This window comes from Brevibacterium sp. MGP-B1, from assembly GCF_057766545.1.
Map to the genome: position 1 here is coordinate 3,500,739 of NZ_CM173407.1, position 12,356 is coordinate 3,513,094.

General features: G+C 67.6%; 18 protein-coding genes. 3 read left to right on the top strand and 15 right to left on the bottom strand.

The features are described from left to right. Window positions 1-306 precede the first annotated feature (306 nt). The 8 genes from AC3CD9_RS15900 to AC3CD9_RS15935 all read right to left on the bottom strand — a co-directional run bounded on the left by AC3CD9_RS15900 (window position 307) and on the right by AC3CD9_RS15935 (window position 4,169). The gene (locus AC3CD9_RS15900) at window positions 307-624 is read right to left on the bottom strand and encodes a hypothetical protein (protein WP_488364921.1); all 318 of its coding nucleotides are present in this window, start codon (window positions 622-624) and stop codon (window positions 307-309) included. After that, a complete protein-coding gene (locus AC3CD9_RS15905; protein ID WP_488364922.1) occupies window positions 621-1,199 on the bottom strand; it encodes a recombinase family protein in 579 nt (192 codons plus the stop codon). Before AC3CD9_RS15905 ends, AC3CD9_RS15900 begins: the two co-directional genes overlap by 4 nt. 121 nt (window positions 1,200-1,320) lie before the next feature. Continuing rightward, entirely contained in the window at window positions 1,321-1,542 is a 222-nt protein-coding gene (locus AC3CD9_RS15910; protein WP_488364924.1) for a hypothetical protein, read from the bottom strand. A gap of 15 nt (window positions 1,543-1,557) precedes the next feature. Continuing rightward, window positions 1,558-1,755 carry a hypothetical protein gene (locus AC3CD9_RS15915; protein WP_488364925.1) on the bottom strand — a complete coding sequence of 66 codons (198 nt, stop codon included), beginning with the start codon at window positions 1,753-1,755 and terminating at the stop codon, window positions 1,558-1,560. 20 nt (window positions 1,756-1,775) lie between these two features. Beyond that, window positions 1,776-2,378 carry a hypothetical protein gene (locus AC3CD9_RS15920; RefSeq protein WP_488364926.1) on the bottom strand — a complete coding sequence of 201 codons (603 nt, stop codon included), beginning with the start codon at window positions 2,376-2,378 and terminating at the stop codon, window positions 1,776-1,778. 38 nt (window positions 2,379-2,416) lie between these two features. Then, window positions 2,417-3,187, bottom strand: coding sequence for a hypothetical protein (locus tag AC3CD9_RS15925; protein WP_488364927.1), 771 nt, complete (start codon window positions 3,185-3,187; stop codon window positions 2,417-2,419). Between the two features lie 2 nt (window positions 3,188-3,189). Next, on the bottom strand, window positions 3,190-3,975 hold the full coding sequence (locus AC3CD9_RS15930; protein WP_488364929.1) for a hypothetical protein: 786 nt from the start codon (window positions 3,973-3,975) through the stop codon (window positions 3,190-3,192). Next, entirely contained in the window at window positions 3,972-4,169 is a 198-nt protein-coding gene (locus AC3CD9_RS15935) for a hypothetical protein (protein WP_488364930.1), read from the bottom strand. The genes AC3CD9_RS15930 and AC3CD9_RS15935 overlap by 4 nt, the downstream gene beginning before the upstream one ends. A gap of 101 nt (window positions 4,170-4,270) precedes the next feature. Here AC3CD9_RS15935 and AC3CD9_RS15940 point away from each other — a divergent pair, with 101 nt between their 5' ends. Beyond that, window positions 4,271-4,546, top strand: coding sequence for a hypothetical protein (locus AC3CD9_RS15940; protein ID WP_488364931.1), 276 nt, complete (start codon window positions 4,271-4,273; stop codon window positions 4,544-4,546). Window positions 4,547-4,548: 2 nt separating this feature from the next. Next, window positions 4,549-5,955 (top strand): TraM recognition domain-containing protein, encoded by a 1,407-nt coding sequence (locus tag AC3CD9_RS15945; RefSeq protein WP_488364933.1) that lies wholly within the window; start codon window positions 4,549-4,551, stop codon window positions 5,953-5,955. Between the two features lie 85 nt (window positions 5,956-6,040). On the opposite strand, the gene AC3CD9_RS15950 is transcribed toward AC3CD9_RS15945, so the two are convergent. From AC3CD9_RS15950 to AC3CD9_RS15970, 5 genes are all read right to left on the bottom strand, one after another. Next, window positions 6,041-6,685 carry a hypothetical protein gene (locus AC3CD9_RS15950; RefSeq protein ID WP_488364934.1) on the bottom strand — a complete coding sequence of 215 codons (645 nt, stop codon included), beginning with the start codon at window positions 6,683-6,685 and terminating at the stop codon, window positions 6,041-6,043. 41 nt (window positions 6,686-6,726) lie between these two features. After that, a complete protein-coding gene (locus tag AC3CD9_RS15955) occupies window positions 6,727-6,939 on the bottom strand; it encodes a hypothetical protein (RefSeq protein ID WP_488364935.1) in 213 nt (70 codons plus the stop codon). A 5-nt stretch (window positions 6,940-6,944) separates the two neighbouring features. Then, a complete protein-coding gene (locus tag AC3CD9_RS15960; RefSeq protein ID WP_488364936.1) occupies window positions 6,945-9,143 on the bottom strand; it encodes a hypothetical protein in 2,199 nt (732 codons plus the stop codon). Then, on the bottom strand, window positions 9,128-9,616 hold the full coding sequence (locus AC3CD9_RS15965) for a hypothetical protein (protein WP_488364938.1): 489 nt from the start codon (window positions 9,614-9,616) through the stop codon (window positions 9,128-9,130). The genes AC3CD9_RS15960 and AC3CD9_RS15965 overlap by 16 nt, the downstream gene beginning before the upstream one ends. Before the next feature lie 388 nt (window positions 9,617-10,004). Next, complete coding sequence (locus AC3CD9_RS15970; protein ID WP_488364939.1) at window positions 10,005-10,457, bottom strand: hypothetical protein; 453 nt, start codon at window positions 10,455-10,457, stop codon at window positions 10,005-10,007. Window positions 10,458-10,674: 217 nt separating this feature from the next. Between AC3CD9_RS15970 and AC3CD9_RS15975 the strand changes: the two genes are divergently transcribed. Continuing rightward, window positions 10,675-11,232, top strand: coding sequence for a helix-turn-helix domain-containing protein (locus tag AC3CD9_RS15975; protein WP_488364940.1), 558 nt, complete (start codon window positions 10,675-10,677; stop codon window positions 11,230-11,232). A 485-nt stretch (window positions 11,233-11,717) separates the two neighbouring features. Here AC3CD9_RS15975 and AC3CD9_RS15980 read toward each other — a convergent pair whose 3' ends face one another. Continuing rightward, the gene (locus AC3CD9_RS15980; protein WP_488364941.1) at window positions 11,718-12,056 is read right to left on the bottom strand and encodes an ATP-binding cassette domain-containing protein; all 339 of its coding nucleotides are present in this window, start codon (window positions 12,054-12,056) and stop codon (window positions 11,718-11,720) included. Next, window positions 12,053-12,355, bottom strand: coding sequence for a hypothetical protein (locus AC3CD9_RS15985; protein WP_488364942.1), 303 nt, complete (start codon window positions 12,353-12,355; stop codon window positions 12,053-12,055). Before AC3CD9_RS15985 ends, AC3CD9_RS15980 begins: the two co-directional genes overlap by 4 nt. Between the last annotated feature and the right edge of the window lies 1 nt (window position 12,356).

Genomic DNA, 12,356 nt, shown 5'->3' on the forward strand with positions numbered 1-12,356 from the left:
ACGGCGAGCGATGTCCGGACAGGAACTGGTGTGGGCTGTGACCAGCGATGTCTGAATGCTGGTACGCGACCATCTCGTACGACTCGGACCATGACTCTCCCGTTGCAGCATCCGGCCGGTGAGGCCAGAGTGCGTCAGATACTGCGAGTGGCCAGAGATGGGGCCGGCAAGGCCGCCGCTCAGCGAGGTGAGTCTCGTGGACATCTCCTATACGAGACGAGACTCGACCACCGGCTCTGCGCTGGTGATCAGGTCTCAGAACTCAGTCTCAGAGGTCCGAGTTTCAGAAGGGACTTTCCGAGACGATCAGTCCTCGGACCAAGTGGACCGGAAGCGGTCCCACCAGATCTCCATCGCTCGCCAGAGCCCGCTGTCCGGCTCAACCTCGGTCGGGTCAGCGCGCCGGAATCCAAGCGCGCGGTAGGCCGTCACGGACTCCACGCGTCCGTCAAGGCCGATCTCGGCAGCTGCCTCGATGCGCAGGTCTTCCGACAGCATCGACGTAAACGTCTGGGTGTGCATGAGGTCGGTGGCCTCCCGGTCGACCTGCTGAGCGAACTCGGTGTCGTCGAGCGCCTTCGCGAGTCGGTCGAAGCGCTCGATCTGTTCCGTGATGTCGTTCATGCGTGTTCCTTTCTGTGTCGGTAGTAGGTGGCCTTCGACCACCCGATGGTCTTCGCGGCCTCGACGACGCTGAGGCCGTCCTCCTCGACGAGGCGCTGGACGATGCGGAGATTCCGCGTCACCTTCTCCGGATCCGGCGCTGGTCGGCCGAACCGGACACCACGGGACCTCGCCGCGTCGACGCCTGCCTGGACGCGCTCCTGGATGAGCTCGCGCTCGTACTCGGCGAAGGTCGCCATCAGGTTGAGCATCAGCCTGCCCTCCCGGGTCGAGGGGTCGATGCGGTCGGACAGCGACCGGACCAGCACCCCGCGGTCGGTCAGGCTCTTGACGGTGGTGATGACATCGATCATGGACCGTCCGATCCGGTCGATGCGCCAGACGACGAGCTCGTCACCGTCCTCGAGGCGCTCGTCGAGGGACGACCAACCTGAGCGAGTCCTCGTCTCCTTCGATCCGGAGATCTGGTCTGAGTAGATGCGTCTCTCGTTGACGCCGGCCTCGATCAGCGCCTGGCGCTGGAGGTCGTCGTGCTGCTTGTCCTTCGTTGACGTCCTCGTGTAGCCGTACCTCATTTGACCAACTCCTCACTTGCGTCGAATGCCCCCGGACCCGACTTCGTTGGACGGGCTCGGGGGCTGTCAGTCATCTGTCTCTCGAGGTAGACCCTGGTGGACAGGGCCTGCTGCGTGGCGCTCAGTCGCTGCCGCCGGTGATCTCCCCGGCCTCCTCGCAGCGCTTCTTCAGCTCGGCCGCGTTCGTCGACCAGGCGACTTCGCTCAGGTCCTCCGACATGTCGCCCCTCCACACAAGGCGGTCGCGGTCAATCTCGATGTCCTCGCGCCGCTCGCTGCCGTCCCAGGTGATCTCGGCCGCGCCGTCATCCACCCGCTCCAGCGTGCCGGTCCTGTCGGACATCATGTGATTCGCGCTTCAGTTCGTGACCGTGTAGGTCACCTGGTTGCCCTCGACCATCCACTGCTGGATGTACGGGCTCGGCTCGTCCAGCAGTCGCACGTACTCCGCCGCCAGGCCCGACTTCTCGGGCTCCTGCCCGGCGCATCCGGTCATCGCCAGGCCAGCGAGCACGACACCCGCCAGGCCCAGCCCCTTCATCACCGTGGTCTTCATCTGTCTTCCCCTTCTCTCCGTCAGCCGATCCCGACGACGGTCTCGCCGAGGTCCCGACACATCCCGATGAACTCGGCTTCCTGCTCATCGACGTCGGGCGTCGCGTAGCGGTCGGCCGGCAAGTCCTTCTCGACGAGGTGCGTCTCGTCGATCTCGAGCTTGTTCACCGGGCTCGTGTCGTAGCCCCCGCCGTGAGCCGACAGCGGGTTGAGCTCGCCGTCCTCGAGATCCCAGGTGACGGTCCGGATGCCGCCGGAGTCGAGGCCGAGCGTGCCCGTGGCGTTGATGGACTCCTGCCCAATGCAGTTGCGCTCGACGAGGGTGATGGCATCGCCATCGATCGTCCAGAGCTCGATCCGCGGGCTGAAAGCCTGTACGGCGCGGGCATAGTCGGCACCCGAGTCGAGCAGCTGGGGTGTCGCCGGGCTCGCCGCAGCTTTGGTGCTCGACGGGTCCGACGGCTCCGAGGCCGCTTCGGTGCTCGGTGCGGACTGGGCACCCTCGTCTTCGCCCTTCGGTGCGGTCTCGACGGTGACGCACCCGGTGAGCAGAGCGCCGAGGAGGATCGTCCCGCCGAGGCCGAGCGTCGAGCGCCTCACCTTCTCCGTCAGGGTCGTAGTCATGGTCTCTTCCTTGCTGATGGAATGTGCGTGGTGACGGCTCATGCGGTCTCAGCGCTCGGGTCGATCCGCTTGTCCTTGCGCAGGGCACGGACTGCGACGGCGATGAGCGGCCAGCCGGCGATCGAGGTGACGATCACGGCGACGACGAAGCCAATCGACACCCAGCTCGTAAAGACCATGGGGATCACGACCTGCGCGACGATGCGCGCGCCGAGGGTGACCACGGTCCGGGCGAGCCCGAAGCCGATCACCTGCTTCCGCTGCGAGGTCCCTGCCCACGGCGTCGTGGTCGAATCCGGGTGGACGACCTTCCACACGGCGTCGAGCATGTGCGAGGCGAAGCGCGTCCCGGCGTAACTCTGCTTCGAGACCAGCCACTCCATGAGGATGTAGACGGGCAGCATGATGATCGCCAGGGCGATAAGCCCACGCCACAGGGGCGGCAGACCCGTCCCGGCGAGCAGCCAGTTACCGAGCAGCCCCTCGGCGGTGGCGACGACGAGGCCGACGAAGAAGGCGCTCACGGCCCGCTTGAAGACGGTGTCGCTGAGGATCTTGCCGCCGGGATACTCGGCGAGAGCATCGACGATCGGCTGGAGGCGGGCGGCGGCCGCAGTCGGTCCGCTCACTCGCGTCCCACGCAGAGAGCTGACCATGTACCAGGTCACGGTCACCGACATGAGCGTGGCGGCGAACCCGAGGGCGTCGCCCTCCCGGAGCCACATGCCGAGCAGGGCGAAGGTCGCGGCGGCGAGCACGGCGAGCAGCAGGCGTGCCACCAGCGTGCTGAGGTCGAGGAAATGGTTCATGATCAGTCCTTCCTGTGTGCTGCGTAGTCATCGGTGAAGACGGGGGCGTCCTCGACCATCCAGTTCTCGAGCTCGTCGCCGTCGTCGACGCCGATCTCGATGGGGGCGATGGCCGGTGCGGGGTGCTGAGGTGCCTCGTCCTGCTCATCGGGGTCGGAGCCTTCGAGCTCGACCGCCTGCACCGACGAGGTCGCGGCCCGCTCCACCTGCTCGACTGCCGGCCAGCCCCAGGCCCGCACGCGCCACCCGGCCCGGACGAAGCCGAGCACGAGCTGGAGCCAGAGGTGGGTGGTCAGGAAGCCCGTTCCGCCTTCGAGCGGCCACACCCGCCAAGAGCCGATGAGAACTCCGGTCACGCCATTGGTCGCGAGCAGGGCGTTGATGATGACCACTGCGATGCCGATGGCGGCGATGAGACCCGCGATCTTGTAGTAAGGCAGCGACTTCAGTCGACCCCACTCCGACACCTTCCACCACCAGACGCCATAGGCCGCCATGCCGATGAGCAGCGCCGGTCCGACGAGCAGGAAGGTTGCCGACATCCAGATCACGGTCCAGATGAACCAGCCTGCGAGGTTCGACGCGCCCTCCTCGCGGTGGACGCTGCGGTAGAAGACGTTGCGGGTGGTGACCTCGCCGAAGGCGCTGTCGCCGACGCCAGCCTCGATGCGCTCCTGCTGTCTGGCGGTCAGCGCGAGCTGCTCGGCCCGACGCCTCACGCCGAGCCGGTGCCCGGCTCGGGCCTTGAGCCAGGCCGAGCGCTCCTTCTCCCACCGGGTCGTGCTCACGGCGCGGCCTCGGTCTCGGCGAGACACGCCTCGAGCTCGGATGCGTTCTCGAGCGGCAGGCAATCCGCGATGCGGCTCTGGACCCCCGACTCAGCTGCGTCGTTGGCGAAGCCGCCGCCGACCACGACTCCGACGCCGAAGATCGCGCCGAGAATCACCAGCCCGATGACTGCCTGAAAGATGAACTTGCCCACCGTGGATCCTCCTTAATTGAAGTGAATGGTCTATGGAAACGTGTACCATAATACTATACCCAACTCGGGTGTGGAACTACCGACGAAGAGAGGAGACGTCGATGGGTAGGTCCTTGGACGCGAAGCAGACGATCGCCCTGACGAAGGAGGACCACGCGTCGATCCATCGGCAGGCGCGCTCCCGAGGTGTGGGCAACGGCCTCCTGGCTCGCGCATACCTCCGCTACGGCCTCCAGCGGGACGACGCGCACGAGCTCGACGAGCTCGTCGCCGAGGAAGTCGCCGACGAGCGGGAGCGCATCAGCGCGGCCGGGCGGGCGAACGTCGCGCGGCGCTGGAGAGCAGAAGACGACAAGAGCAGTGAAAAGGGGGAGTGACGATGTTCAGCAGTAAGAAGGAGAAGGCTGTGGCGGAGTCTCAGCCGCAGCAACAGACCTACGTACGGCCGCCGACCCCGTTCGGTGGATTCATCGACGGCGTACCCGCCGAAACAGCTCCGCACCTCTTGGTGTCCGGAGTGAGCGGGTCCGGGAAGTCCAGGAGGGTTCTTGGCCCCGGCATCCTCATGTGGAACGGGCCGGTCGTCGCGGTCAGCTCTAAGCCCGACCTCATCGAACTGTGCCTGCAGATGCGCCTTGATCGAGGAGGCAAGGGCCGCACCTACGTGCTCGACCTCTCGGGGGAGGTCCCCGACGAGCAGCTGCCTGAGGGAGTGACGCGCGTGGTCGTCGACCCGGCCGCATTGGTTCACAGCGACGACGACGCGCTCGACCTCGCGACGATCCTCCTGCAGTCGGGCTCGGCCGGGGCCGGCGGTGCCTCCGGTGGGGGCAGCGGAGGTGACGGCACGGCCGAATTCTTCGAGACGCTCTCGACCGCACCGCTGGCCGCGCTCCTGCGGGCGGCTGGCGACGACGGCATGGCCTGGGTCCGAGCGGCGGTGGTCCGGCTCACGGGCGAGACCGAGGACGATGACGCACCGAGCTGGTCGATCGCGATCGACCGACTCAAGGAGACCTCGCCGATCCTCGCCGAGGAGCTCGAGTCGGCTTCGGAGCAGGACGAGAAGCAGGTCTCGAACGTGATGATCACGATGAAGGCCGCCGTCGCGCCGTGGCTGCGTTCCACCGTTCGCGGCGATGGTCGCACTCCCGCCCTGACGCCGGCGATGCTCGAGCACAAGCGGGCGACGCTGTTCATCGTGGCCCCGGCCACGGGAGTGGCTGCCGGCGCTGCCGTCGGTGCCGCCAGCGCCATCACCAAGCGGTGGCGGGCGAACCAGACCGAGGCGGTGAAGCTGCCGCGCCTGCTCATGGTCGTCGACGAGCTGTGCAACACGATGCCGTGGAAGGACCTGCCGACGGTGGTGACCGAGTCCCGGGCGATGGGCATCCACCTGCTCTGCGCCGTGCAGGCCACCAGCCAGTTCGAGCTGCGCTACGGCTCGGCGGGCATGACGGCGCTGCGCGACACTTGGCCCGCAGTGCTCTGCCTCGTCGGGGCTCCCGAGAAGGAGATCCTCGAGAAGGCCGCGTGGTGGTACGGCCAGACCGAGGCGCAGAAGACGACGGTCGACCACCTCGGCAAGCAGTCCCAGACCTCCGAGCGGGTCGAGGCGTTCCAGGGCTCGGACTTCCTCCCCAAGACGCGCAACGAGGGACGCCTCCTGCGCGGCCGTCGCCCGGGTCTGTCCGAGGCCGACCACGACGGCATCCACGAGAAGGGACTGCTGGTGACCCTGGCCGACATCAGCATGATCCCGTTCAGGACGAAGCCCGCCGCCTGACGAGAGAGTCGAGAAGACCCCTGGAACCGTCGCTCCAGGGGTCTTCTCGTACCCGCTCACCGGGCTCGCCCGGCCGCACACGACCTCATCGGTCGATTCCGTGCGAGGCCCTCTCCTGGCGTTCCTGCCGACGACGCATCATCCGCTCGTGAGTCGTCTCCTGCTTCGGCTGCTGCGCCTCGGACTCCTGGGAGTCGCGGTCCTGGGAGCCGCCCCGTGCGGCGGGATCGGGACCCGGCCCACGCTCGCTTCCGCCCCGCTCCGGCAGCTGCTGCTTCGGCCCAGACTGCTCCTGAGCGGACCGGGGCGACCGATCCTGTCCGGAGCCGTCGACCGACTTCTCGGAGTGGGAGAGCGTCGGGTCGTGCTGCTTCCTAGTCCGCCCCTGCTCCGACCCCTTGGCTTCCTGGGCCTGCTGGGCTTCTTCTTCTCGCTGGGCTCGCTCCTGGGCCTCGGCTTCGCGCTTGGCCTGTTCCTGTTCGGCCCGACGCTCCTGCTCGAGATCCTCGGCGCGCTCGGTCTCGGCCATCGCCTCCTTCATCCGCATGGACTCGGAGCCGCGACGGTTCTCGAGGTCCTTCTGGGCCTTCTGGAACTCCGCCGAGCTCAGCTCGGCCTCGCCGTAGTGCTGGGCGACGGCCTGCTCGTTCCCCTCTGCCAGCAGCCGACGGATGTGGTCCGCCTTCTCCTGGTCGATCTCATCCTGGTCGATTGCCTTCTCGGTAGCCATGATCGGCGACCTCTCTTCCTCACTTCTGTGTTGGTTGTGACTCAGGCGCTTGCCCGGCGCAGCCGGCTGGCCTCGAGGCGCAGCTTCCGCGCCTCGTTCCGGTCCTGGTCCGTCTTCTCGAGCGCAGCGAAGTACGTGCGTTCGCCCAGACGGCTGAGCCGCGGGGTCCGGGCCTCGCGCTCAGCCGCATGTCGCTCGAGCAGAGCCGCCCGTCTCTCCATGCCCTGGACCTTGATCTCGGTCATCCTGTCCATGTCCATCACCTCCCCTCGAGGATCATTCGGCTACGGCTGACGCCCCGCTGGAGTTCGTGATCTCCCTGGTCCTTCGAGACCGTCTTCAACGGGACTGGCTCGTGCTTCAAGCGCTCCTTCTCGGCGCGCTCGGCTTCGCGTCCCCGGTCCTCGGCGGCACGCTGCCTGGCCAGCACGTCCTCGCCGATCGGCTCCCGGGCCGAGGACTGGAACGTGTTCGGGTTGGGTACGTGCCCCATCGGCGTCCGAGGCCCGATGTCGGAGGCCAGCGCGTAGACGGTCTTGCCCTCGGTCTCGACCCGGTTGTCACCGGCGGCGAACCTGAGCTGCTCGTACTGCTGGCGGGTGAGCTGGGTCCATGTCCGCGTGAACTCCTGCTCGGTGCCGTCGTCGCGCTTACGCGTCTTCTTCTCGGCGAGCAGGTGCAGGCCCGCCCTCTCCCGTGCGCCAGGGCCCGGCTCCGCGAGCTGGAAGTCGACGTACGCGCCGCCGTCGGCCCGCTCACTGCGCACGACGGCGATGAGCTCGGCGCTGCGGCGCTCCTCGGGCGTGAGGTGCGTGGCCCGGCGCTCCATGCGTCGCTGGGCGCTCGTCGTGGGCGTCGACTCGGCTGCCGCGGCCGGCTGGGGCTCGGCGATCGGGTCGCTGGCCCGATCGGTAATCGCTGGCTCGTCGGTGCGCTGAGCCTCAGCGGCCGACCGCGAGTCGGATGCCTCGAGATCGGCGCGCACCGCGTCGAGTTCCGGACCCAGCGAGTCGTCCATCGCATGCGCGTACAGCTGGCCGTTCACCAATTGCCTGGCCACCTTCGGGTCTGCGCCCGGGTGCTGTCGGAGGTAGTCCTCGACCAAGGACTGACGCACCGTGACCAGCTCCCGGCCGTACTCCCGCTCGAAGGGCTCGAGGACCTCGGCCGTACTGGCGATCCGCTTCGGCGCGGGCCGCGTCCGTCGAAGCGGCTCGCTCCTGGCCCTCTCGGCCCACTGCGCCTCGAGTTCCTCCGCAGCGATGTCGTCGACGTCCTGCTGCAGCTTCGCAACCGCCGGCTCCGGGAGCCTCTCGATCTCCTTCGGCGGGCCGACTTCTCCGGGCGTATGCGGCTCCCAGGTACCGGCCGCGATGCGGTCGAGCTGCTCGCCGACGCCGCCGACGGTCGCGGTGGTGTTGGCGTAGCGGTCGCCGAGCTTCGTGCTCCCGATCGACTGCTTCCGTCCCGGCACAACGAACGAGCGGATCTTGACATCTCCGGCTTTCGTGCGCCGCAGTTTGAGCTCGACGTCTCCAGTCGCGGCGACCTCGGTGGCCAGGCGCTCGACGCGCTCGGCGTCGGTGAGCCCGACCAGCTGCGTCGGGTCCTCAGCGAGCTTCGCGTAGGCCGATTCCATGCCGCGCCGTGCTCGATCGTGGTCGGAGATCTCGCCGCGCTCCCTGGCCCAGTGGTCGTGGTCGGTCCGGTGCACCGCGCGGTACTCGGGGCTGCCGACCTCGGGCAGCACCGAGCGGTCCTGCGGGCCGAGTCCGAACTCGTGGCCACGCCGCTCGAGGAAGTTGTCCCAGGCGGTGCGGTAGGTGTCGACATGGGTGATCGCGCCGGCCACCCGCTGCCCTCGGCGGTACTCACGACCTTCGACGATCATGTCTGTGTGGACGACGGCATTCATCGCCTCGTGGACGTGGAACTTCCCGCCCTCGCCGCGCTCGATCGCCGCCTTCGATCCACGGGCGTCGCCGTGCGCGACGAACTTCGACTGGGTGCCCGGCGTGTACTCCTCACGGAATGCGACGACTGCCTCGAAGGCCCGCTGCGTCTGCTCCGGGTCCTCCGGGTTCACCGTCGCGAGGTCGAAGCTGAAGACGAAATGGTGCGCCTCATCGCGCTTGACGTAGGGCACCTCGGGAGCGATCCGCAGGTGGGTGGCGGTCTCTTCCGCCTTGGCCTCGCGCCAGTTCTTCCCGACCTTGATGTGCGTCGCCTCGGCCGGGTGTTCGGGCTCGACGTACGTGCCGCTGACCCTGCGTACCGCGCCCTGCTGGCCATAGGCCTCGCGCAGCGCGCGGAACTCTTGAGCGGCCGTCTCCGGACGGCAGTGCTGGCCGTACTCGTAGAGGACGCGGGGCAGGTCGTTGCCTTCCTTCTCGCGCTCGAGATACGCGTCGAGGTTGCTCGACGAGGTCGAAGGGATGTGCTTCACCGTGGCAGACATGCGGCCACCACCGACTCGACGTAGGCGTCCTGGTGGGCCAGCACCGAGGCGCGGTCCTTGACCTCCTCGAGCGCTCGCCCGGCCCCTTCGATCGCCGCTGTCGGGATCGTCCCCGGAGCGCCGAGATTCATCTGGTGGCCGAGCCGCGTGAGCTGATTGACGTTGACGCCGATCGCGTGGACCTGCTTGATGAGCTCGTTGTAGGCACGCGTCCGCTCCTGCAGCGCTGCCACGATCGCGGCGACGTCGTCACCCGCGAGGGCCTCCTTGCGTTCGGCGGCGTCGGCCCGTACAAGGTCGTCGTCCTCAAGGGAGTCGATGAGGCGTCGCACGGCGTCCGCACGGCTCGGCAGAGCCGGCTCCATGGCCTGCACCTCGGCCAGACGCTGCGTCTGCTTCGCGGTCACACGCGTGAAGACGGCGGCGTCGTACTTCGAGTTGCTCTTGGGCTCCGCCCGCGTCACCGTGACCATCGAGATCCGCCTCCCTCATGATGCATTTGTACGAACAGGTCTATGTATCATTCTCTCAATATTGTACCGACTCAACTCCTGTACGTACAGAAACGAGGCATCGGTACGGCGACATAGCCAGCAAGCACCCCCGATATCAGACTTCGCGCAAGCGCTCGTCTGAATCGGTGGCGTGCTGGCCAGGGGGCTACGCCCCCGTGGACCCCCGGTACTCGTTCCTCGCGCTCCGCGCTCGGCCAGGAACACGCGACGGGTGACTCCTCGAACGCGTGGCATCCGGCTCCGATGACGCCGCGCAGCAAGGAGGAATGGCGGGCTGCCGCCGGACGCAGAAGACCCCGACCACCATCCGGTGATCGGGGTCTTCGAGCCCTCGTTGACTGAGGTGTCACGATGCCCGGAGAACGTCGTGAATCCCGTTTTCGTCGGATCCCTCGACGTCATCGACGGTCGGCCCGCTGTGGCTGGCCACAGTCATCTCGGGCTCGGCCCGAGCTGCTGCCACCAGCTCCTCGACGGCAGCGCGCAGACGCTGCATTCGCAGAGTCTCATCGGGGTCGGGATCGATTGTCTTCGGCCGCCCCTCACGGTCGCGGAGGATCTCTCCGGTCCGCTTGTTGCGGCGCGGCTCGGGCGCGGCGGGCTCGATGCTGAACATGTCGAGCAGGTCCTCGACGAGGGCGACGCGCGCTCGACCGGCCTTCGCCAGAGCCTCGTCGAGAACCTTGTCCTCGGCCTCCTGCTCGGCGCGGATGGCGTCGCGCTCACGCTGGAGTTCGGCCACCTTTTCAGCCAGCCGGCGGGCGAGCTCAGCCGCCTTAGATGTTGTGTACGTGGTCATGATCTTCTCCTTCGTCCTGGTGTTGTACTGGGGTTCCTTCTCGCCCGGCCTGACGGCCGGGAGGTCAGCGGGGAGGTCCGCGCTCCGCGCGCAAGTGGGCGGGGTTGCCGTGGAGAGGGGCGGTGCTCGTCAGGGTTGTGGAATGCCGCCGGGAGGGTGCCTGTGGCAAGGTAGTCGTGTACCGATTCGCTACCTGTCCGCCCGTCGAAAGAGCCGCATGCCCAGCACACCCGACCCCTCGACCAACGAGGCCCCGGACCTCGATGTCCCAGCGGAGTCCGTCCTCCTGCGCACGATCTACAAGCAGTCCGGGGTCAAGGTCGCTGACATCGCCAAGGCCTCTGGCCTGAGCGTCAGCGCGATCCATATCGCCTTCAACGGCTTCCGCTACCGCGACGGCGTCGCCAAGGTCGCGGTGCCGCCTGACCGCACGCTCGTCAAGCTCGGCGCGGTTCTGGGAGTCGAGCCCGCAGCCCTGCGCGAGGTCGGTCGGGATCGCGCAGCCGAGCTGCTGGCCGAGGTCGGCGAGTCCGATGAGACCCTGTCGGCCACATTCGGTTCTGACGCAGAGGCCAAGGCTCATGCGGCGGGCAGAGTAGGCCTTGGCCGCCAGGTCCTGGCCGCGTTCTCGTCCGACGAACTGCGTGCCGAGCTGATGCGCCGCACCGCTGCCGAGGACGACGCAAGGGACACTGCTGAGGCGGGAGCACGGAGCGGCTCCCATCGTCAGGGGTCCGCGCTGCGCGCGGGAGGTCAGGGTCTCCAGGAGAGCTGACCGGCTCGTCGAGGACATGGACTGAGGCGTCTGCTGTGCGTCGGCGCTGCCAGGAGTGGACATAGATGGTCCTGGTCGGGTCATCACGGGGCAGATCTTTACCGGCTGAGGACAGAGAGGGAGTTCTCCGGCCAGCAATGGACAGGATGTGGCCATTGGCGGGACTGTTGTACTCGTTTCGTCGACGTCGATGACCAGCGCCCAGATCGCAGCCATTACCGGTCGCGTCATGGTCTGAGAATGAGCGGCATTCGGCCGGTAATGCCCGAGCGTGAGAAGCGCAGTCAGGAATGACCCGGACTCGGCGATTATCTGGCACATCTTGGCCTCAGCTGAGCCATGAATGACCAGCTCGTTGATGCTGACCACTCCCGGCCGACAGCCGGGCGTATGAGAGGCATTCGGTGGCCGTTGATGACCGACGACGTTGGCGGTGGTCATGACTCGACCGGGGATGACCCCTGTCGTCCCGGATCCGACCGTGCTCATGCGACGTCCCATCCGCTCGCGTGGGCGACGGCGGCCAGCACTGCCTGAGTGCCATCCCGGTCGAGGCCGGTGAGGGCATCGGAGAGGTCGACCGGATGCTCCTCAGAGGCGAGGCTCCTGGCGATGGCGAGCACGCGGCGCTCTCCGCCGGAGAGATAGCCGCCATCGGCCTCGGCGACGGTCGGGTCGAACCAGCACCGTTCGCGGTCGTCCCGACGGACCCACGGGCCAGCGAGAAGCGCACCGCCGCAGGCGGTGACGAGAAGTTCGACCCCCGCCTCGAGGGGCACTAGGCCTCGCGCCCAGGCACGCAGGTCGTTTGCGCTGGTGGTCATCGCGAACCTCCTGGTCCCCGGCCGAGCAGACCTCGCTCGATGACGGCTCCGACGAAGCCCTGGACGATGCGGTTGTCGTACACGGACTCACTTCGGACGCCCGCCGTCGGCTTCGGTACCAGCTCGTCGAGGAGCACGAACACCTCCGGCGGGGCGGTCTGGAGGAATCGCCGGACCTGAGCCGGTGTCGCCGGAGCATCGGTCTGAATCGAGAGCGCCAAGACGTACTCCTTGACGTCTCGACGGCGCATCATCGCGTTGAGGAGGTCCTGCGGGGGACGGGGACTTCGGTCTTTCATG

Bases quoted from the DNA above. Each gene is read 5' to 3' on its own strand.
- AC3CD9_RS15945 (WP_488364933.1), top strand. From the start codon at position 4,549: ATGTTCAGCAGTAAGAAGGAGAAGGCTGTGGCGGAGTCTCAGCCGCAG.
- AC3CD9_RS15900 (WP_488364921.1), bottom strand. From the start codon at position 624: ATGAACGACATCACGGAACAGATCGAGCGCTTCGACCGACTCGCGAAG.
- AC3CD9_RS15910 (WP_488364924.1), bottom strand. From the start codon at position 1,542: ATGTCCGACAGGACCGGCACGCTGGAGCGGGTGGATGACGGCGCGGCC.
- AC3CD9_RS15965 (WP_488364938.1), bottom strand. From the start codon at position 9,616: ATGGTCACGGTGACGCGGGCGGAGCCCAAGAGCAACTCGAAGTACGAC.
- AC3CD9_RS15915 (WP_488364925.1), bottom strand. From the start codon at position 1,755: ATGAAGACCACGGTGATGAAGGGGCTGGGCCTGGCGGGTGTCGTGCTC.
- AC3CD9_RS15920 (WP_488364926.1), bottom strand. From the start codon at position 2,378: ATGACTACGACCCTGACGGAGAAGGTGAGGCGCTCGACGCTCGGCCTC.
- AC3CD9_RS15955 (WP_488364935.1), bottom strand. From the start codon at position 6,939: ATGGACAGGATGACCGAGATCAAGGTCCAGGGCATGGAGAGACGGGCG.
- AC3CD9_RS15970 (WP_488364939.1), bottom strand. From the start codon at position 10,457: ATGACCACGTACACAACATCTAAGGCGGCTGAGCTCGCCCGCCGGCTG.
- AC3CD9_RS15980 (WP_488364941.1), bottom strand. From the start codon at position 12,056: ATGACCACCAGCGCAAACGACCTGCGTGCCTGGGCGCGAGGCCTAGTG.
- AC3CD9_RS15925 (WP_488364927.1), bottom strand. From the start codon at position 3,187: ATGAACCATTTCCTCGACCTCAGCACGCTGGTGGCACGCCTGCTGCTC.
- AC3CD9_RS15940 (WP_488364931.1), top strand. From the start codon at position 4,271: ATGGGTAGGTCCTTGGACGCGAAGCAGACGATCGCCCTGACGAAGGAG.
- AC3CD9_RS15905 (WP_488364922.1), bottom strand. From the start codon at position 1,199: ATGAGGTACGGCTACACGAGGACGTCAACGAAGGACAAGCAGCACGAC.
- AC3CD9_RS15960 (WP_488364936.1), bottom strand. From the start codon at position 9,143: ATGTCTGCCACGGTGAAGCACATCCCTTCGACCTCGTCGAGCAACCTC.
- AC3CD9_RS15975 (WP_488364940.1), top strand. From the start codon at position 10,675: ATGCCCAGCACACCCGACCCCTCGACCAACGAGGCCCCGGACCTCGAT.
- AC3CD9_RS15985 (WP_488364942.1), bottom strand. From the start codon at position 12,355: ATGAAAGACCGAAGTCCCCGTCCCCCGCAGGACCTCCTCAACGCGATG.
- AC3CD9_RS15950 (WP_488364934.1), bottom strand. From the start codon at position 6,685: ATGGCTACCGAGAAGGCAATCGACCAGGATGAGATCGACCAGGAGAAG.